General features: G+C 72.9%; 17 protein-coding genes and 1 pseudogene. 11 read left to right on the top strand and 7 right to left on the bottom strand.

The window, feature by feature from the left end; translation table 11 throughout:
• Positions 1-138: pseudogene (locus V7E45_RS27090) on the top strand (LD-carboxypeptidase); the annotation flags it as partial.
• Here V7E45_RS27090 and V7E45_RS27085 read toward each other — a convergent pair.
• Positions 123-1568 carry an MFS transporter gene (locus V7E45_RS27085; protein WP_333776820.1) on the bottom strand — a complete coding sequence of 482 codons (1446 nt, stop codon included), beginning with the start codon at positions 1566-1568 and terminating at the stop codon, positions 123-125. The pseudogene V7E45_RS27090 and the gene V7E45_RS27085 overlap by 16 nt on opposite strands.
• A 148-nt stretch (positions 1569-1716) precedes the next feature.
• Here V7E45_RS27085 and V7E45_RS27080 point away from each other — a divergent pair, with 148 nt between their 5' ends.
• The 5 genes from V7E45_RS27080 (at position 1717) to V7E45_RS27060 (ending at position 6232) form a co-directional block, all read left to right on the top strand.
• Positions 1717-2538: a helix-turn-helix transcriptional regulator gene (locus V7E45_RS27080; protein WP_333776822.1), complete on the top strand. Its 822-nt coding sequence runs from the start codon at positions 1717-1719 to the stop codon at positions 2536-2538.
• Between the two features lie 28 nt (positions 2539-2566).
• Complete coding sequence (locus V7E45_RS27075) at positions 2567-2920, top strand: cytidine deaminase (RefSeq protein WP_333776819.1); 354 nt, start codon at positions 2567-2569, stop codon at positions 2918-2920.
• 249 nt (positions 2921-3169) lie between these two features.
• On the top strand, positions 3170-3646 hold the full coding sequence (locus V7E45_RS27070) for a hypothetical protein (RefSeq protein WP_333776818.1): 477 nt from the start codon (positions 3170-3172) through the stop codon (positions 3644-3646).
• A gap of 153 nt (positions 3647-3799) precedes the next feature.
• The gene (locus tag V7E45_RS27065; protein WP_333776817.1) at positions 3800-5128 is read left to right on the top strand and encodes a beta-xylosidase; all 1329 of its coding nucleotides are present in this window, start codon (positions 3800-3802) and stop codon (positions 5126-5128) included.
• A gap of 84 nt (positions 5129-5212) precedes the next feature.
• Entirely contained in the window at positions 5213-6232 is a 1020-nt protein-coding gene (locus V7E45_RS27060; RefSeq protein WP_333776816.1) for a WxL protein peptidoglycan domain-containing protein, read from the top strand.
• Here V7E45_RS27060 and V7E45_RS27055 read toward each other — a convergent pair.
• The gene (locus V7E45_RS27055; RefSeq protein WP_020939907.1) at positions 6126-6464 is read right to left on the bottom strand and encodes a P-II family nitrogen regulator; all 339 of its coding nucleotides are present in this window, start codon (positions 6462-6464) and stop codon (positions 6126-6128) included. The two genes, V7E45_RS27060 and V7E45_RS27055, sit on opposite strands and share 107 nt — an antisense overlap.
• A complete protein-coding gene (locus tag V7E45_RS27050) occupies positions 6461-7774 on the bottom strand; it encodes an ammonium transporter (protein WP_333776815.1) in 1314 nt (437 codons plus the stop codon). The genes V7E45_RS27055 and V7E45_RS27050 overlap by 4 nt, the downstream gene beginning before the upstream one ends.
• Before the next feature lie 185 nt (positions 7775-7959).
• Between V7E45_RS27050 and era the strand changes: the two genes are divergently transcribed.
• The gene (gene era / locus V7E45_RS27045) at positions 7960-8913 is read left to right on the top strand and encodes a GTPase Era (protein WP_317443234.1); all 954 of its coding nucleotides are present in this window, start codon (positions 7960-7962) and stop codon (positions 8911-8913) included.
• Between the two features lie 48 nt (positions 8914-8961).
• On the opposite strand, the gene V7E45_RS27040 is transcribed toward era, so the two are convergent.
• The 4 genes from V7E45_RS27040 to V7E45_RS27025 form a co-directional block, all read right to left on the bottom strand.
• Positions 8962-10215 carry an MFS transporter gene (locus tag V7E45_RS27040; protein ID WP_333776814.1) on the bottom strand — a complete coding sequence of 418 codons (1254 nt, stop codon included), beginning with the start codon at positions 10213-10215 and terminating at the stop codon, positions 8962-8964.
• The gene (locus V7E45_RS27035; protein ID WP_333776813.1) at positions 10212-11534 is read right to left on the bottom strand and encodes a GH1 family beta-glucosidase; all 1323 of its coding nucleotides are present in this window, start codon (positions 11532-11534) and stop codon (positions 10212-10214) included. Before V7E45_RS27035 ends, V7E45_RS27040 begins: the two co-directional genes overlap by 4 nt.
• A gap of 145 nt (positions 11535-11679) precedes the next feature.
• Positions 11680-11946, bottom strand: coding sequence for a protealysin inhibitor emfourin (locus tag V7E45_RS27030; protein WP_333776812.1), 267 nt, complete (start codon positions 11944-11946; stop codon positions 11680-11682).
• 21 nt (positions 11947-11967) lie between these two features.
• Positions 11968-13038, bottom strand: a complete 1071-nt coding sequence (locus V7E45_RS27025) for a M4 family metallopeptidase (RefSeq protein WP_333776811.1) — start codon at positions 13036-13038, stop codon at positions 11968-11970.
• A gap of 341 nt (positions 13039-13379) precedes the next feature.
• On the opposite strand from V7E45_RS27025, the gene leuA reads away from it, so the two are divergent.
• The 4 genes from leuA to V7E45_RS27005 form a co-directional block, all read left to right on the top strand.
• The gene (gene leuA / locus V7E45_RS27020) at positions 13380-15101 is read left to right on the top strand and encodes a 2-isopropylmalate synthase (protein ID WP_333776810.1); all 1722 of its coding nucleotides are present in this window, start codon (positions 13380-13382) and stop codon (positions 15099-15101) included.
• A gap of 185 nt (positions 15102-15286) precedes the next feature.
• On the top strand, positions 15287-15982 hold the full coding sequence (locus V7E45_RS27015; protein ID WP_333776809.1) for a TerB family tellurite resistance protein: 696 nt from the start codon (positions 15287-15289) through the stop codon (positions 15980-15982).
• Positions 15983-16124: 142 nt separating this feature from the next.
• The gene (locus V7E45_RS27010) at positions 16125-18197 is read left to right on the top strand and encodes an MMPL family transporter (protein ID WP_333776808.1); all 2073 of its coding nucleotides are present in this window, start codon (positions 16125-16127) and stop codon (positions 18195-18197) included.
• Between the two features lie 68 nt (positions 18198-18265).
• On the top strand, positions 18266-19333 hold a 1068-nt coding region (locus V7E45_RS27005), incomplete at its 3' end, for a sensor histidine kinase (protein WP_443056229.1).

The raw sequence follows: 19333 nt of genomic DNA, 5'->3' as shown, positions 1-19333 counted from the left end.
CTCGGCCCCCTGGGCGTGCCCATCGTCGCCGGTGTCGAGTGCGGACACGTGCCGCCCTACCTCCCCCTGGTGAACGGCGCGCGCGGCCGTGTGGTGCACACGGCCGCGCGGAGCGAGATCGTTCAGACCCTGGACTGACCCCGGCCGAGGCCCAGTCCGACGAGGACGGCGGCGGTCAGCACGATCGCCGCGTCCAGCGCCAGGACGGTGTGGACGCCGGACAGCAGGTCGCGGGAGGTGGTGGCCAGCACGCCCAGCAGCGGGATGCCGACGGTGATGCCCACCTGCTGGGTGGACGTCACCAGACCGGTGGCCAGGCCCTGCTCCTCGTCCGGGACGCCCGAGGTGACCGTGAGTCCGTACGACACGATCGCGCCCAGGTGGCACATGCTCGCCAGGGCCACGGCCACCGCGGCCGGCCACACCGACCAGGGGTGGGCGTTCAGCAGCAGCAGGGTGGCGACCAGCGCGCCCTGCCCGGCCAGCGAACCGACCAGCGTGCGGCGGGCGCCGAAGCGGCCGATGACCCGGGGGGCCAGCGTGCCGGCGACGGCCGACAGCGCGCCCTGGAAGCCGAAGACCAGGCCCGTCTCGAAGGCCGACAGGCGCAGCGTCTCCTGGAGGTACAGGGTCAGCACGAAGACCACCGTCGACATCATCGAGAAGGTGACCAGGCCGCCCAGGTTGCCCCACGCCACCGTGCGGCGGCGCAGCATGGGCAGCGAGACCAGCGGGGAGGCCGAGCGGGACTCGATCACCGTGAACGCGGCCAGCAGGAGCGGGCCGGCGACCAGCGCGGCGACGACGTCGGTGCGGCCGAAGCCGTGGTCGGCGGCCGTGGACAGGGCGTAGATCAGCGACAGCAGGCCGGCGGTGACGGTGACCGCGCCCGGCACGTCGAGGCGCGGGCGGTCGGGGGTGCGGGACTCGGGCAGCAGGCCCGGCGCCAGCGGCAGCACGATCAGCGCGAACACGGTGAGCAGGGCCATGGTGGAGCGCCAGCCCAGCGCGTCGGTCAGCACACCGCCCGCCACCATGCCGACGGTGAAGCCCAGCGAGAGCAGCGTGCCGGAGATGCCGAGGGCGCGGTCGCGGGCCGGGCCCTCCGGGAAGGTGGTGGTGAGCAGCGACATGCCGGCCGGCACGATCGCCGCCGCGCCGAGGCCCTGCAACGCCCGCCCGGTCAGGAAGGACAGCGGGTCCCAGGCCAGGGTCGCCAGCAGGGAGGCCGCGCCGAACAGGGCCAGGCCGGTCAGGAACAGCTTCCGGCGGCCGTACAGGTCGCCGACGCGGCCGAACAGCAGCAGGAAGCCGCCGGAAGGAAGCGCGAACGCGGTGACCGCCCACTGCAGGGCGGAGCGGCTCATGCCGAGGTCGGTGCCGAGTTCGGGCAGCGCCACGTTCAGGACGGAGAAGTCCAGGGCGACCATGAACTGGGCCGCGCACAGCACGAAGAGGATCAGCTTGTCCCGCGCCGACAGCCGGGGGGTGCCGGGCGGTCCGCCCGCGGGGGCGGAGGTCCGGGAGGTGGTCGGTGCGGTGGTCTGAGGGGTGGTGTCGAACGCCATGGCAAGAGCTTCCGGCGAGCGGAGGACGCGTGGGGAGTCGGAACTTATGGTGGTGGTGGCACCACCAGACACGACGGGGGAGGAGCGGTACGTGACCGCTGCGGAGGCGACGCGCAGTCAACGGCGGGACGAGCTGCGGGAGTTCCTGATGAGCCGGCGGGCCCGGGTGAGCCCGCAGGAGGCCGGACTGCCGGGCGGCGGAGGGCGGCGCCGTACGCCCGGACTGCGCCGCGAGGAGGTCGCCGTGCTGGCCGGAGTGGGCGCGTCCTGGTACCAGTGGCTCGAACAGGGGCGGGACATCTCGGTCTCGCCGCAGGTCCTGGACGCGGTCGCCCGGGTGCTCCGGCTCAGCGACGCCGAGCGCCGGCACCTGTACCTGCTGGCCGGGATGAACCCGCCGGCGCCCCAAGTGGCGCCGGAGAAGCGGGACATGTGCGACGGGCTGCGGCGGCTGATCGACACCTGGATGCCGTACCCGGCGCACATCATGGACGCGTACTACAACTGCGTGATGTACAACGACGCGGCGGCGCTGGTCCTCGGCATGCGGCCGGACATCACCCAGAACTGCCTCGTCGACTTCTTCGTCGATCCGCTGTACCGGTCGCGCAGCAACAGCTGGGAGCGGAACGCGCGGACGGTCGTGGCCCAGTTCCGGTCCGCGTGCGCGGCCCGGCCGGACGACGAGGGGTTCCAGGCGGTGCTCGCCGAGGCGTCGGCGCGCAGCCCCGAGTTCGTGGCGCTGTGGGCCGAGCGGGGCATCGAGGACCAGGGGCAGGTGCGCAAGGAGCTGACGCATCCGCTGGTCGGGCCGCTGGTCGTGGAGTCGACGGTGATGAAGGTGCCGGCCCGGCCGGATCTGATGATCGTGCTCCACACTCCGCTGGACGAGGAGAACACCGCGGCGAAGCTGGAGTGGCTGGCGTCTCCCGAGGGACGGCGGGACGCCATGCACCCCGTGGCGGGGTGAGCCCGGCGCGGCTTCGTATGCTCTGGGCATGACCGACAGCAACGCGCTCGACGCCGAGGACCGCAAGATCGTCACCCTGGCCCGTTCCGCCCGGGCCCGCAACGCTGTGCCCGAGGGGGCGGCCGTACGCGACGAGACCGGGCGCACCTACGTCGCCGGGTCGGTGGAGCTGGCCTCGCTGCGGCTGAGCGCGTTGCGGACGGCGGTCGCGATGGCCGTGGCGTCGGGGGCGCGGTCCCTGGAGGCGGCGGCCGTGGTGAGCGAGGCGGAGGCCGTACCGGCCGAGGACCTGGCCGCCGTCGCCGATCTCGGGGGCGCGGGGACGCCGGTGCTGCTGGCCGCCCTGGACGGGACCGTCCGGCTGACCGTCTCCGCGGGCTGAGTGGCCGGGGGACAGCAGAGCCCGTCCGGGGAGCCCGTCCGGAACGCCGGCCGTACCTACCGAACAGCGGGTCGGCCGGAATTCGACCTTGTTGCGCTCGTGTCCGCGCGCGTCAATGGAGCCGTACGTTCCGACGGGCCGTCAGATCCGCACCGCCCGCGCAGCGCGTCCGCACCCGCCTGCGCCGGCCTCCCCGTCCGTCGGCGTCCCCCACACGGCATCCCCCACAGGGAAGGGAAGCGGATCCCCATGAGAGGCAAACGCACGGCAACAGGTGCGGCACTGGTCGCCGGGGCCCTCGCGGTCACCGGTCTCACCCTCGCGCCCACCGCGGCCGCCGTCACCCCCCAGTCGGCGACCATCAACGCGAGCTGCGGCATCTTCGGCGGCGGCACGGCCACGCTGACCGCCACCCAGAGCGGCGGCTCGGCCACCATGACCCTCACCTCCTCCGCCATCAGCGCGCCGGTCCCGGTGGCGCAGGACTCGATCGCCTCCACCCTCACCCTGGTGAAGGCCGGCGGCGGGAGCGTCGTCTTCAGCGGGACCAGGAACCCGGCCATGAACACCGGCGACCCGGTCAGCGTCGGCCCGCTCCCGGGCACCGTCGCCCCCGGTGACAGTCTGGAGGCCTACGGCGGCTCGCTGAAGATGGTGATCTTCGGGATCACCGTGACCTGCAAGGCCACCGCCCCCCAGTCACCCGGCCCCTTCGTCTTCGACTGAGCGATCTGTTCCGGTTCTCCCGGGGATGCCGCGGAAACTGATGAGCCGTCAGATTTCTGCGGCATCTCCATTGACTTCTCACCCCCGCTCCACATCAATGCCCCCTGTCGGCGCAGACGAGCCGCTGCGCCCGCAACCCTCAGGAGGGGGCCCATGGGTCCGACACCCCGAAGAACCCGACGGTGGCGCTGGGCGTCACTGCTCGGGGCGACCGCCCTCGCGGTCACCGCGGGCGGCGCGCTGGCCTGCCCGGCCGGTGCCGCCGGCGCGAACGTGGACTTCGCCACGCACTGCATCCCGCCCGCCGTCTCCGGCCTGCCGCCGATCGACGGCACCACCACCGCGAGCGTGTCGGTGGACAACGCGAGCCCCAAGGTCGGCGACACGGTCACCGTCACCTACACGGTGGTCACACCCGCCGCCGGCAACCCCACCGACCTGGCCCTGCCCGCCGACATCATGACCCCGACCGGCAAGGTCGCCCTCGGCGGCGCCCAGACGGGTTCGGTCACGGTCGCCGGGCCGAAGAAGAACGCCCCCGTCCCGGGTAAGGCGCCCTTCCCGTCCTTCTCCATGACCGGCACGTTCACCGTCACCAAGGCCGGGCAGATCACCCTCTCGCCCGGCGACTACAACATCCACACCAGCTACATCCTGGAGCTGGACACCCCCTGCACGGTCACCGACCCGCCCGCCCCCACCTCGCAGACCGTCACGGCGACCGACGGGACACCCGCCAACACCCGGGCCATCTCGCCGGGTTCGGCCTCCGGTGACCCCGGTGCCGCCGTCACCGTCAGCGGTACGAACTTCACCCCGGGCGCGAGCGTCACCCTGGCCGGGCGGGCCGGGGCCACGCAGACCACCGACACCGCGACCGTCACCGCGAACGCCCAGGGCTCCTTCAGCGGCTCCCTGGTCGTCAACGACAGGACGACGACCGGGATCGTGGCCTACGAGGGCGCGTCCTGGAGCGCGGACAAGGGCGCGGGCCCCGCGGCCTACGTCGTCAACGACAACACGCCCGTGCCGGCCGGCAGCCAGAAGCTGACGACCACGGTCAAGGCGGGCACCCTGTCGATGTCCCAGGCCGGGGACGCCGTCGCGCTGTCGGCGGTCGACTTCGGCAAGGGCGGGGCCTCGACGGGCGCCCTGCGGACGGTGACCGTCAAGGACTACCGCGGCGGGCCCGCCGGCTGGTCCCTGACCGGGAAGGTCACCGACTTCACCGGCCCCGGTGCCAAGATCGACGCCGGGAAGCTGAGCTGGAGCCCCGCCTGCGCGACCAAGGCGGGCAGCCCCAGCACCTGCAAGGCCGGTTCGGCGGGCACCGTGGGCCTCTCGGGAGCGACCCTCGCGTCGACCCCCGACGGCACCCTCACCGGCGGCGAGTTCACCGTCGACGCCGGACTCTCCCTGGACGTACCGGCGTTCACACCTCCGGGCGCGTACTCCGGCGTGCTCACACTGACGCTCACCTGAGCGTGCGGGCGTCCGCACCCGCCCGCGCCCCCGCCTCCCCTCAGTCTCCCGCCCGTCCTTGGCCGTCCGTGGGGGTCCGCATCCATGCGCAAGCCGTACGTCCTCCTCCTGGGCCTGCTCCCGCTCCTCCTCGGCGCCCTCGGCAGCCCGGCGCGGGCCGCCGACAACGGCAGTTGGTCCGTCTACCCGGTCGCCTCGAAGGTCGCCGCGCGCCCCTACTTCTACCTCTCGGCCGACCCCGGCCAGACCCTCACAGACAAGGTCGCCGTCCTGAACAGGACCGGCCGGCCGCTCACCTTCCGGCTCTACGCGGCCGACGCCTACAACACCGCGCGCGACGGCGGGTTCGCCGTGCGGACGGCCGGAGAGCGCATGCGCGGGGTCGGCGCCTGGGCCAGGCCCGCCAGGTCACGGATCACCGTGCCCGGCCACCGCACCGTCACCGTGCCCTTCACCCTGCGCGTCCCCGACCGAGCCGAGCCCGGCGACCACCCCGGCGCGATCGTCGCCCTCGACGAGAAGGTCGACCCCGGCAGCGGCAGGCTCGCGCTCGGTGTGCGGCGGGCCGTCGGCGCCCGGGTCTACCTCCGGGTCGGCGGACCCACGCTGGGCGCCCTGTCCGTCGAGCACCTGCGGATCGGCCACCACCAGCCCCCGGTACCGGGCCTCGGCGACAGCACGGCGACCCTCTCCTACACCCTGCGCAACACCGGGAACGTCACCCTCGACCCCAAGGTTCGGCTGACCGCCCGCGGGCTGTTCGGCCGTACGCTGCTCGACCGCGAGCTCACCCGGGTGCCCTCCGAGCTGCTGCCCGGACAGCGGGTGCGGCTCACCGAGACCTGGCGCGGGGCGCCCCAGCTCGACCGGGCCCACGTGACGCTGACCGTGAGCGCGCCCGGCACCCGGGAGTCGGCGAGCGCCTCCTTCCTCGCGCTGCCGTGGCTGCTCGCGGCCCTGCTGTTCGCCGCCGGCGCGGTGACCGGAGCGCTGCTCGTCAGAGCGCGTCGGGGCCGCGCTCGCCGGTCCGTACCCGCACGACCGTCTCCACCGGAACGGCCCAGACCTTCCCGTCCCCGATCTTCCCCGTCTGCGCGGCGCTGACGATCGCGTCGATCACCTCGTCGGCGACCGCGTCCTCCACCACGACCTCGATCCGGGCCTTCGGCACCAGGTCGACCCGGTACTCGGCACCCCGGTACACCTCGGTGTGCCCGCGCTGGCGCCCGTAGCCGCTCGCCTCGGTCACGGTCAGGCCCTGCACGCCCAGCTCCTGCAGGGCCGTCTTCACCGCGTCGAGGCGGTACGGCTTGACGATCGCGGTGATGAGCTTCATGGCTGGGCCTTGACCTTCTGCGCGGAGCCGGCGGACACGGAGTGGGAGACCGGGGCACCATGGCCCAGGACCCCGTGATCGTAAGCCGTCTCGGCGTGCACCGTAAGGTCGAGACCGGTGTGCTCCTGCTCCTCGCTCGCCCGGAAGCCCATCGTCCTGTCGAGCAGCCGGCCCAGGCCGTAGGTCACCCCGAACGCGTACACCGCGACGGCCACCACGGCCAGCAGCTGCCTGCCCAGCGGGACGAGCCCGCCGCCGTAGAACAGCCCCTCGGCGCCGCCGGTCATGGCCCGCTCCGCGAACAGGCCGATCAGCAGGGTGCCGATGACGCCCCCGACCAGGTGGACACCGACGACGTCCAGCGAGTCGTCGTAGTTCAGCCGGAACTTCCAGCTCACCGCGTACGAGCAGACGACACCGGCGGCCAGCCCCACCACCAGCGCGCCCAGCAGGGAGACCGAGCCGCACGACGGCGTGACCGCCACCAGACCCGCCACCGCGCCGGAGGCCGCGCCGAGCGTGGTCGGATGGCCGTCGCGCCGCCGCTCGACGAGGAGCCAGCCGAGCAGACCGGTGCAGCCGGCCGCCAGGGTGTTGAGGAAGGCGGCCGCCGCCAGACCGTTCGCGCCGAGCGCCGAGCCCGCGTTGAAGCCGAACCAGCCGAACCAGAGCAGTCCGGCGCCGAGGATCACCATGGGCAGGTTGTGCGGGCGCATGGCGTCCTTCTTGAACCCCAGCCGGGGCCCGAGGACCAGGCACAGGGCCAGACCGGAGGCACCCGAGGTGATCTCCACCGGCAGACCGCCGGCGAAGTCCAGCGCGCCGAGCCGGTCCGCGATCCAGCCGCCGGGCCCCCAGACCCAGTGGCTGACCGGCACGTACACCAGCAGGGTCCAGACCGGGACGAAGACCAGCCACGCCGAGAACTTCGCCCGGTCGGCGACCGCACCGCTGATCAGGGCGGCCGTGACGATCGCGAAGGTGAGCTGGAAAGCGGCGAAGAGCAGGGTGGGCACGGTGCCGTGGACGCTGCCCGGGCCGAGGCCGCTCATGCCGGACTGCCCGAGACCGCCCACGAGCCCCGCGAAGGCGTCGTCCCCGAAGGCCAGCGAATAGCCCGCCACCAGCCAGACCACGGTCACCAGCGCGATCGACACGAAGCTCATCATCAGCATGTTCAGGACGCTCTTGGCGCGGACCATGCCCCCGTAGAACAGAGCGAGGCCCGGAGTCATCAGCAGGACCAGAGCGGTGGCGGCGAGCAGCCAGGCGGTGTCGCCGGTGTCGATGCGGGCTGCGGCGAAGGTCACGGGCGTCTCCAGCGGTGTGGGGGCTCGTCAGAGGGTCACCGGTGGGCGTTTCCGGTTGCGTACAGCAGTGTTTCCGTGACGTTTCGTTGCGTGGGGGTTTCCGGAAGCTCACGGCCGCCGGTCGTGACCGCGACCGGTACGCGACTGGTACGGCACGGCCCCGAGGATCAGGGACAATGGTCGCCATGAGCGTGCGTACCCAGTCATCCGAGCAGCCGGCCGAGACCGTCCACCGTGCCGGCTTCGCCTGCTTCGTGGGCCGCCCCAACGCGGGCAAGTCCACCCTCACGAACGCTCTGGTCGGGCAGAAGGTGGCGATCACCGCCAACCAGCCGCAGACCACCCGGCACACGGTGCGCGGGATCGTGCACCGGCCGGACGCCCAGCTGATCCTGGTGGACACCCCCGGGCTGCACAAGCCGCGCACGCTGCTCGGCGAGCGGCTCAACGACGTCGTGCGCACGACGTGGGCCGAGGTCGACGTGATCGGCTTCTGCCTGCCGGCGAACGAGAAGATCGGCCCCGGCGACCGCTTCATCGCCAAGGAACTGGCCGGCATCCGGAAGTCCCCGAAGGTCGCCATCGTCACGAAGACGGACCTCGTCGACTCCAAGACCCTCGCCGAGCAGCTGATCGCGATCGACCAGCTCGGCAAGGAGCTCGGCATCGAGTGGGCGCAGATCGTCCCGGTCTCGGCGACCGCGAACAAGCAGGTCGACCTGCTCGCGGACCTCCTGATCCCGATGCTGCCCGAGGGCCCCGCGCTCTACCCCGAGGGCGACCTGACCGACGAGCCCGAGCAGGTCATGATCGCCGAGCTCATCCGCGAGGCCGCCCTGGAAGGCGTCCGCGACGAGCTGCCGCACTCCATCGCCGTCGTCGTCGAGGAGATGCTGCCGCGCGAGGACCGCCCGGCGGACAAGCCGCTGCTGGACATCCACGCCAACGTCTACATCGAGCGCCCCAGCCAGAAAGGCATCATCATCGGCCCCAAGGGCAAGCGCCTGAAGGAGGTCGGCATCAAGTCCCGCAAGCAGATCGAGGCTCTGCTGGGCACGCCGGTCTTCCTCGACCTGCACGTGAAGGTGGCCAAGGACTGGCAGCGGGACCCCAAGCAGCTGCGCAAGCTCGGTTTCTAGGGCCGGCGCCCACCGCGCGATGCCCGCCGGAGCCCCCGGCGGGCCGGGTCAGTCCACTCCGCGTATCCGGCCCACCAGCAGCGCCCCGGCCAGCCCGATCACCGCGGCCACCAGGTACAGCACCCGGTAGCCGCCCAGGTAGGTCACGACCGGCGCGGCCAGCGCCGGGGCCGCCACCTGGGGCAGGGCGTTGGCCACGTTGATGACGCCGAGGTCCCGGCCCCGGTCCAGCGCCTTGGGTAGGACGTCCGTCATCAGGGCGAAGTCGACCGAGGTGAACACCCCGAAGCCGACCCCCAGCAGCGCCGCCGCCACGACGGCGCCCGGCCAGGTCTGCCAGCCGGCCAGGGCCGCCGTCGCCACCGCCATCAGCACGCCCGACCACACGACGAACGGCTTGCGGCGGCCCACCCGGTCCGACCAGATCCCGCCGGCCACGACCGTCGCCATCAGCGTCAGGCCGTTGACCGCCGTCAGGATCAGCACACCCCGGCCGGGGTCCGGGTGGTGCAGCCGGTCCCGCAGGTAGTAGAGCAGGTACAGCAGCACCAGACCGTTGCTGAGATTGATCAGGAAGCGGGTCAGCCACGCCCAGCCGAGGTCCGGGTACCGGCGTGGGCTCAGCCAGAAGCCCGCCAGGAACGCACGCCAGGCCCAGACCGGCCGGTCCTCCGGTGCCAGCCGCAGGTCCCGGTGGCGCAGCACGTACGGCAGCACGCCCACCGCCGTGAACACCGCGCAGGCCGCGTACCCGGCACCGGTCCCGCCCGCCACCGTGGCCAGGCCCGTCCCGCCGACCACGCCCAGCATCTGGGCCGCGCCCAGCCAGCCGCCCACCGCGCCCCGCTGCGGCCGCGGCACCCGGTCCGGCACCGCCGCGGTCACCGCCGCGAACGCCGCGTTCAGCGTGAGCTGCACCAGGCACCACCACAGCGCCATCGTCCACGGCCCGGCCGCCCCCGCGAGCAGCAGCAGCGACAGCGCGCCGCCCGCCGCCCCGGCCACGATCCACGGCGTGCGGCGGCCGTGGCGGGCGGTGGTCCGGTCCGACAGCGCGCCGAAGAGGGGGTTGGCGAGCAGCGAGACCACCGCGCCCGCCCCCGTCACCCAGGCCAGCAGCGACTCCTTGGACATCCCGGCGCCGGGCGCGAAGTCCCCGGCCTGGGAGGCGAGCAGGATCTGCAACGGGCCGAACCAGCCCACCCAGATCGCCCCGTTGGCCAGCGCCAGGGTCGCCGTCCAGCCCCGGCCGACCGGCTCGACGGGCTCGGCGAGCGCGGCCGGGAACCGGGCGGTGGTCATCTCTGCGCCCGCAGCACGTCCCGGAACCAGTGGTACGAGGACTTCGGGGTGCGCTTCGGGCCCGCGGGGTCGGCGAAGTCCACGTGGACCAGGCCGAAGCGGCGTGCGTAGCCCTCCGCCCACTCGAAGTTGTCCATCAGGGACCACACGAAGTAGCCACGCACGTCGACCCCGGACTCCAGGGCCGTGTGCAGGGCCCGCACATGGGCGTCCAGGTAGGAGATCCGCTCCTGGTCGTCGATGCCCTCGTACGAGCACCCGTTCTCGGTGATGACGATCGGCGGGAGCCGGTCGCCGTAGCGGTCGCGGAACCCGGTGAGGAGTTCCGTCAGCCCCTCCGGGACCACCGGCCAGCCGAAGTCGGTCACCGGCCGGCCCTCGATCTCCCGCACCGAGAAGGGCAGTTCGGCCGGGATGGTCAGTCCGCCGAACTCGGTCTCGGTGCCCTGCGGGGCACCCACCCGGGTCGGCGCGTAGTAGTTGACGCCGTAGAAGTCGAGGGGTTCGGCGATCACCTTCAGGTCGGCCGGCACGTCCCCGGGCATCAGGTCGCCGACGCCCTCCGGATACTCGCCGAGGAGGACCGGTTCGGCGAAGAGGCGGTTGAGCAGGAGGTCGTAGAAGTCCGCCGCCTCCAGGTCGGCCGGCTCCGTGGAGGCGGGCCAGGTCGGGCCGTGGGAGTTGGCGATGCCGATGTCGTCCGCCCCGGCCGCGCGCAGCGCCCGGACCGCGAGACCGTGGGCGAGGAGCTGGTGGTGGGCGACGGGGAGCGCGTCGAAGAGCAGCCGTCTGCCGGGGGCGTGGGCGCCCAGCGCGTGGCCCAGCAGGGTGTGCTCGGCGGGTTCGTTGAGAGTGATCCACTTGTTGACGCGGTCGCCGAGGCGCTCGGCCACCACGCCGACGTGGTCGGCGAACCGGGCCGCGGTGTCCCGCTCCAGCCAGTCCAGCGAGGCGGGCAGGTCCCAGTGGAACAGGGTGGGCACGGGCCGGACGCCCGCCGCGCACAGCTCGTCCACCAGGCGGTCGTAGAAGTCCAGGCCGCCGGGGGAGTTCACCCGGGGCCAGGAGACGGAGAACCGGTACGCGTCCACGCCGAGGCCGGCGAGCAGGGCCACGTCCTCGGTGTGGCGGTGGAAGTGGTCGCAGGCCACGGCCGCCGTGGAGCCGTCCTTCACCCGCCCCGGCTCGGCGGTGAACACGTCCCACACGGACGCCTCGCGCTCGTCGGCGGCCCCCTCGATCTGATGGGCCGAGGTCGAGACGCCCCAGAGGAAGCCGGCCGGGAAACGGGGTATCGGTTCGCCTGCGTCAGTCGCCATGGCCGGGATCATCCTTACCCGGAGTAACGCGCGTCAACGCCTGGGCCCGAACCCGCGGAAACGACCCTGCGCCGGGTCGCCCGCGCCAGGCCCGCGCCCCCGCGTCGGGCCCCTCGTGCCAGGCCCCTGCGCCAGGTCCCCTCGGCTAGGCCCCTTCCTTCAGCACCCGGGAGACCAGCTCCCGCTCGTCCTCGGTGAGCCGTGGGTCCGCCGCGTACACCGTGCGGTCGTCCACCGTGATCTCGTACCGGAAGCCGTCGGGGACGCCGGGTGGCGGGGTGTCCCGGCCGGACGCGAGGACGCGCCCGGCCAGGGTGTGCCACTCGGCGGCGTCGGGCCCGGCCGAGGTGTCCACCTCGGCCAGGCGCTCGATGCCCGCGAAACCGCCCGTGCGCCGCACTCGAATACGCATGGGGGACTGTCTAGTACGGAACTACGGAGTCCGCACCCCGACCTGCTCCCACGCCTTCTGCACCGCCTGGAGTTCGTCACCGGCGCCGTACCGCTCGCGGGCGGCCCGGACGGTCAGCGTGGCGAAGTCGGCGAACAGGGCGTCCTCCTTCAGCGCGCCGCCGGTGAGCACGTCGTACCAGAGCTGGCCCGCCTTCTCCCAGGAGTGGCCGCCGAGGGCGGTGGCCGCCAGGTAGAAGGCGTGGTTCGGGATGCCGGAGTTGATGTGCACACCGCCGTTGTCGCGGCCGGTGTGGACGTAGTGGTCCATCGTCGCCGGCTGCGGGTCCTTGCCGAGGACGTCGTCGTCGTACGCCGTGCCGGGCGCCTTCATCGAGCGCAGGGCCGTGCCGGTGACGCGGGGGGCGAGGAGCCCGGCGCCGATCAGCCAGTCGGCCTCGGCCGCGGTCTGGCCGAGCGCGTACTGCTTGATCAGTGAGCCGAAGACGTCCGACAGGGACTCGTTGAGGGCGCCTGACTGGCCGAAGTAGGCGAGGTTCGCGGTGTGCTGGGTGACGCCGTGGGTCAGCTCGTGGCCGATCACGTCCACCGGGATGGTGAAGTCGAGGAAGATCTCGTTGTCGCCGTCGCCGAACACCATCTGCTCGCCGTTCCAGAAGGCGTTGTCGTAGTCGGTGCCGTAGTGCACGCTCGCGTCCAGCGGCAGGCCCTCGCCGTCGATGGAGTTGCGGCCGTAGGCGTTCAGGTACAGCTCGAAGGTGGCGCCGAGGCCCGCGTAGGCGCGGTTGACCGTGGCGTCCGGGCCGGCCTCCGAGCCCTCCTCGCGGACCTTGGTGCCGGGCAGGTCCTCCCGGTGCCCGGCGTCGTAGATGGTGCGGTGCGGCTGGTCGGCCGCCGCCGAGGCGGGCGGCGCGACGGAGGGCGCGCCGATCACCGTGGTCAGGCGGCGGTGGGTGCGCTGGTAGGCGTCGTGCTCAAGGGACCGGCGGGCGGGGCCGGACAGTGCCGGGTCCTCGTTCCGGGCGAGCCGGTCGAGGACGTGCGGCGGCACGATCGTGCAGAAGACGGGCTGGGAGCCCCCGTTGGTCGTCATGTCGGGCACCCTTGCACTGCGTGACACTGGTGTCACTAGTAGCGACCATGATTGCCGAAATACGGTGACAATAGGGTGCGATCGCCCTCGCTCTCCGTAGTCGAAGTGGTATGGGGCACTTTTTGTCCGTTTATCTATGGTTTGCCCGTGCGGTCCCGCATACTGATACGGGCTCTCGCGTCGCGGTCCGCTCGGCTAGCATTCTCTGCATCATGCTTTTCGGGCTGCTCCTCCTTAGCTGCCGCGGCGAGGGCCTGTAGTCGAGGCCGACCCCCTCCCCGCGGAGCTCGGCGTTGCGTCGTCGGCCGTCCTTCCGGACACCTTCCAAGGAGCCCCGCATCATGGCGAACCGCCAGCAGCCCAGTTCCATGCCGGTCCACAAGTACGGTCAGTACGAGCAGGTCGGCATCCCGGACCGCACCTGGCCGGAGCGGCGGATCACCGCCGCCCCCCGCTGGCTCTCCACCGATCTGCGTGACGGCAACCAGGCCCTGATCGACCCGATGTCGCCCGAGCGCAAGCGCCGGATGTTCGACCAGCTGGTCAAGATGGGCTACAAGGAGATCGAGGTCGGCTTCCCCGCCTCCGGCCAGACCGACTTCGACTTCGTGCGCTCGATCATCGAGGAAGAGGGCGCGATCCCGGACGACGTCACGATCTCCGTACTGACCCAGGCCCGCGAGGACCTGATCGAGCGGACCGTGGAGTCCCTGAAGGGCGCCCGCCGCGCCACCGTCCACCTGTACAACGCCACCGCCCCGGTCTTCCGCCGGGTCGTCTTCCGCGGCTCCAAGGACGACATCAAGCAGATCGCCGTCGACGGCACCCGCCTGGTGATGGAGTACGCCGAGAAGCTGCTGGGCCCCGAGACCGAGTTCGGCTACCAGTACTCGCCGGAGATCTTCACCGACACCGAGCTGGACTTCGCGCTGGAGGTCTGCGAGGCGGTGATGGACGTCTACCAGCCCGGCCCCGGCCGCGAGATCATCCTCAACCTGCCCGCCACCGTGGAGCGTTCGACCCCGTCCACGCACGCGGACCGCTTCGAGTGGATGGGCCGCAACCTGTCCCGCCGCGAGTACGTCTGCCTGTCCGTCCACCCGCACAACGACCGCGGCACGGCCGTGGCCGCCGCCGAACTGGCCCTGATGGCCGGCGCCGACCGGGTCGAGGGCTGCCTGTTCGGGCAGGGCGAGCGCACCGGCAACGTCGACCTGGTCACCCTGGGCATGAACCTGTTCTCGCAGGGCGTCGACCCGCAGATCGACTTCTCCGACATCGACGAGATCCGTCGCACGTGGGAGTACTGCAACCAGATGGAGGTCCACCCGCGCCACCCGTACGTGGGCGACCTGGTCTACACGTCCTTCTCCGGCTCCCACCAGGACGCCATCAAGAAGGGCTTCGACGCCATGGAGGCCGACGCGGCGGCCAGGGGCGTCACGGTCGACGACATCGAGTGGGCGGTGCCGTACCTGCCGATCGACCCCAAGGACGTCGGCCGCTCCTACGAGGCCGTCATCCGCGTCAACTCGCAGTCCGGCAAGGGCGGTATCTCCTACGTCCTGAAGAACGACCACAAGCTGGACCTGCCGCGCCGCATGCAGATCGAGTTCTCCCGGCTCATCCAGGCCAAGACCGACGCCCAGGGCGGCGAGATCACGCCGAAGGAGATCTGGGCGGTCTTCCAGGACGAGTACCTGCCCAACCCCGGCAACCCGTGGGGCCGCATCCAGGTCCGCACGGGCCAGTCCACCACCGACACCGACGGCGTCGACACCCTGACCGTCGAGGCCACCGTCGACGGCGAGGACACCGTCCTGACCGGTTCCGGCAACGGCCCGATCTCCGCCTTCTTCGACGCCCTGCAGTCCATCGGCGTCGACGTACGCCTGCTGGACTACCAGGAGCACACGATGAGCGAGGGCGCCTCCGCGCAGGCCGCCTCGTACATCGAATGCGCGATCGGCGACAAGGTTCTGTGGGGTATCGGCATCGACGCGAACACGACGCGTGCGTCGCTGAAGGCGGTCGTCTCCGCGGTCAACCGCGCGACCCGCTGACCCCCGCTGACCGGCCCTTTCGGGGCCCCGACCGCCGCGTCCGGCGACCGGGGCCCCGTCACTTATCGGCCATCGCGCAGCAGAGGTCACGGAAAGGTCTCGTCCGGGGTAATGACTGAACCTCCGTGATGTGGCTAACATCACGCCAGCGCGGCGATGTTGCCGCGTCGTGACGGAGGTGCGACGTGCTGCCAGTACGGGGACGAGACGGCCGTGCCACCAGGGCTGCCCGCATTCTGGGCACCCGCACCGCGTGGACACCCGTCGGGGACGGCGAGTTCTTCTGCCCCGGCTGCGGAGGCGACCGCAACTACCAGCGGCTGACCGGCCGCCGCCGCTTCACCCTCCTCGGGGTGCCCGTGCTGCCGGGCGGGGCGACCGGACCGGTCGTGGAGTGTGCGTCCTGCCGCCACCACTACGGCACCGACGTCCTCGACCACCCCACCACCCGCCGCTTCTCCGCGATGCTCCGCGACGCCGTGCACACCGTCGCCCTCGCTGTCCTCGCCGCGGGCGGCACCACCTCCCGCACGGCCCTGGAGACCGCCGCCTGCGCCGTCCGCGCCGCCGGCTTCGAGGACTGCACCGAGGACCAACTGGCCGCCCTGGTCGACGCGCTGGCCGCCGACACCGGCCGGTTCGCGGACGGGCCGTGCGGCGCGAGCCTCACCATAGAGCTGCACGAGGCCCTCGACCCGCTCGCACCGCACCTCGCCCCCGGCGGCCGCGAGGCCCTCCTCCTCCAGGCGGCCCGCATCGCCCTGGCCGACGGCCCCTACACCCCCGCCGAGCGCGACGCCCTCACCACCATCGGCGCCGCCCTCACCATCTGCGCCGACGACGTCAGCAGGCTGCTGGCCGCCGCGCGCACCCCGTCCTGATACTCCCCGGGGAGTAACCGCGCCCCGCGGACACCCGGGGCAGTAGCCGCGAACTCGCCCCCTCGCCCGACGAAAGGGCCCGCCACCGGCGGAAGTCTGGAAGCCGTAACCGGACATCCGCTGCAGAGGGAGGGCCCGATCCATGGGGGCCGCGACAACACGTGCGAAAGACGGCCGACGGGGCCTGCCCTGGCTGGTGCTGGGACTGTGGGTGGTCCTGCTGGCCGTGGCCGGGCCCTTCGCCGCCAGGCTCACCGACGTCCAGCACGACCGTGCCACCGACTACCTGCCCGCCTCCGCCGACTCCACCCGGGTGGCCCGGCTCCAGGACCGGCTGCCGGGCGGCGAGACCACCGAACTGGTCGTCGTCTACCACCGCGCCGGCGGCCTCACCGCGGCCGACCGGGCCACCGCCGCCGGACAGCTCGCCACCCTCGCCCACCGGCACACCCTGACCACGCCCCCGCGAGGCGTCCCGTCCGCCGACGGCACCACCCTGATGTACCCGGTCGCGAGCAACGCGCCCGGAACCGACGAGAAGAAGCGCGACGCCCTCGTCGACGACGTCCGCGCGACCGCCCGGAGCGCGGACGGGCTGACGGTGCGGGTCGGCGGCCCGGCCGCCCTCGCCACCGACGCCTCCAAGGTGTACTCCTCCCTCGGCGGCCCCCTGCTCTACACCACCGTCGCCGTCGTCGCGGTCCTGCTGATCCTCATCTACCGCAGCCCCCTGCTCTGGCTGGTCCCGCTCGTCGTCGCCGGCGTCGGCGACTTCCTCGCCCGCTCCGCGGCCTACGGCCTGCACCAGATCTTCGGCACCACCGTCTCCGGCCAGAGCGCCGGCATCATGACCATCCTCGTCTTCGGCGCCGGCACCGACTACGCCCTCCTCCTGGTCTCCCGCTACCGCGAGGAGCTACGGCGCCACGAGCGGCCCCACGACGCCATGCGGGCCGCGCTGCGCGGCTGCGGGCCCGCCGTGCTCGCCTCCTCCGGCACCGTCGCCGCGGGCCTGCTGTGCCTGCTCGCCGCCGACCTCAACTCCAGCCGGGGCATGGGCCCGCTCGGCACCGTCGGCGTGCTGTGCGCGCTGGCCGCCATGCTGACCCTGCTCCCCGCCGTCCTGGTCCTGCTCGGCCGCCGCGTCTTCTGGCCGCTCGTCCCCGCGTACGGCAGCAGCCCCAGAACCCGCCGCTCGCTGTTCGCCGCGATGGGCTCCTCCGCCGGACACCGACCGCTGACCGTCCTCGCCTCCGGCGCCGCCCTGCTCGGCGCGCTCGCCCTCGGCACCCTGAACCTGCCCGGCCCGCTGAAGCAGCTGGACACCTTCGTGGACCGGCCCGACTCCGTCACCGCCATGCAGACCCTCGCCGCGGCCTACCCGCAGCGGTCCGCCCAGCCCATCGAGATCCTCACCCCGGCCGACCGCGCCGCCGCCGCCCTGGCAACGGCCGGGAGCACCCGGGGAGTCGCGGCCGCGCGGCAGGGCCGTACCGGCGGCGGCTGGACCGAGATCACCGTGACCGCCGCCGCCCCGCCCCAGTCCGCCGCCGAGACCGCCACCATCGAGGCACTGCGGCACCGGCTGCCCGGCTCCCACGTCGGCGGGCCCAGCGCCCAGCAACTCGACCTGCGGGACACCGACGCGCGCGACCGGCTCGTCGTCGTACCGCTCGTGCTCCTGTCCGTGCTGCTGATCCTGGGGCTGCTGCTGCGCTCCCTCGTCGCCCCGCTGATCCTGGTGGCCGCCGTGGTCGCCGTCTGGGGAGCGGCGCTCGGCCTCGGCGGACTGGCCTTCGGCCCGCTGTTCGGCTTCCACGGCAGCGACCCGGGACTCGGCCTGCTGTCCTTCGTCTTCCTGGTCGCCCTCGGCGTCGACTACGGCATCTTCCTGATGCACCGCATGCGGGAGGAGTCACTGAACGGGGCCGAACCCACCGCGGCCGCGCTCACCGCGCTGCGCACCACCGGCGGTGTCATCGCCTCCGCCGGACTCGTGCTCGCCGCCACCTTCGCGGTGCTGACCGACATGGGCCTGGTCCCCCTGGTCCAACTGGGCTTCGTCATCGCCGCCGGCGTCCTGCTGGACACCTTCCTCGTCCGCACCTACCTGGTGACCAGCGCGAGCGTGGCCCTGGGACGCCGGGTGTGGTGGCCCGGCCGGCTGTCCCGGCCGATCCCGGGACCCGACCGGGTGCCGGAGCCCGTGGGCTGAGTCCCGCCGCCCGTGAGCCGAGTCACGGTGCGCCCCCGCCCTGGGCGGGGGCGCACGCGCAACGGAAGATGAGGACCGTGCAGGCAACCGTCACCGCTCCCCGCCCCCGCCCGGCCGGGGCCTTCCTCCCCGCGTCCGCCGTGCCCCCACGGCAGGACGCCTGTCTCGCCCTCGGCCTCGCCGCCCTGGCCTCCGCGATCGCCGTCACCGTCGGCAGCGGACGGCACCCGGACGCCCTCGGCTGGACCCTGCTGCTCGTCCTGCACGTGCCGCTGGCCTGGCGCCGGCGCGCACCACTGGCCGCACTGGCGATCATGATCCCGCTGATCGCCTTCTACCACCAGCAGGACTACAACCACTCCGCCCCGACGGCCGCGTCCATGGTCGTCCTCTACACCGTGGCCGTCAGCAGCGGCCCCCGGCGCACCGCCGTCATCGGCTGCGCCGTCATCGGGCTGATGCTGCTCCTGAAGATCCACCACGGCATGGCGGGTCTCGCGGTGAGCTTCCAGATCAGCGGCTGGATCATCTCCATGCTGGTGCTCGGCGGCTACATCCGCGTGTACCGGGAGAACGCGGCCGCGGCCCTCGAACGCGCCGAGCGGGCCGAACGCACCCGTGAGGAGGAGGCCCGCCGCCGCGTCGCCGAGGAACGCCTGCGCATCGCCCGTGACCTGCACGACCTGCTCGCCCACAGCATCACCCTGATCGGCGTGCGGACCTCGGTGGCCGCGCACGTCCTCGCCACCGACCCCGAGCGCCTGGACCGGGCCGCAGTCGCCCGGGCCCTCGACGACATCGCCGAGACCTGCCGCACGGCGAGGGGCGAACTGCGGACCACCCTGGACGTCCTGCGCGACCCCGACTCCCCGGACAGCCGCGGCCCCCTGCCCGGACTGCCGGGGCTGGCCGACCTCGCCCGGACGGCCGCGGGCGCCGAGGTGGACCTCACGGTCACCGCCGGCGAGGTGCCGCCGGCCGTGGGGGCGGCGGCCTACCGGATCGTGCAGGAGGCGCTCACCAACGCCGTACGGCACGGCGGCCGGGACGACCTGACGGTCCGGGTCCGGGTGGACGAGACGGACGGTGCCCTGCGGGTGCGGGTCAGCGATGACGGGGCGGGCGCGGGGAACGAC

This window comes from Streptomyces sp. IBSBF 3136 (genome assembly GCF_036815105.1).
Classification (GTDB): domain Bacteria; phylum Actinomycetota; class Actinomycetes; order Streptomycetales; family Streptomycetaceae; genus Streptomyces.
Note: the sequence above shows the minus strand (reverse complement) of the source record. Positions and strands in the feature narration are given on the sequence as shown.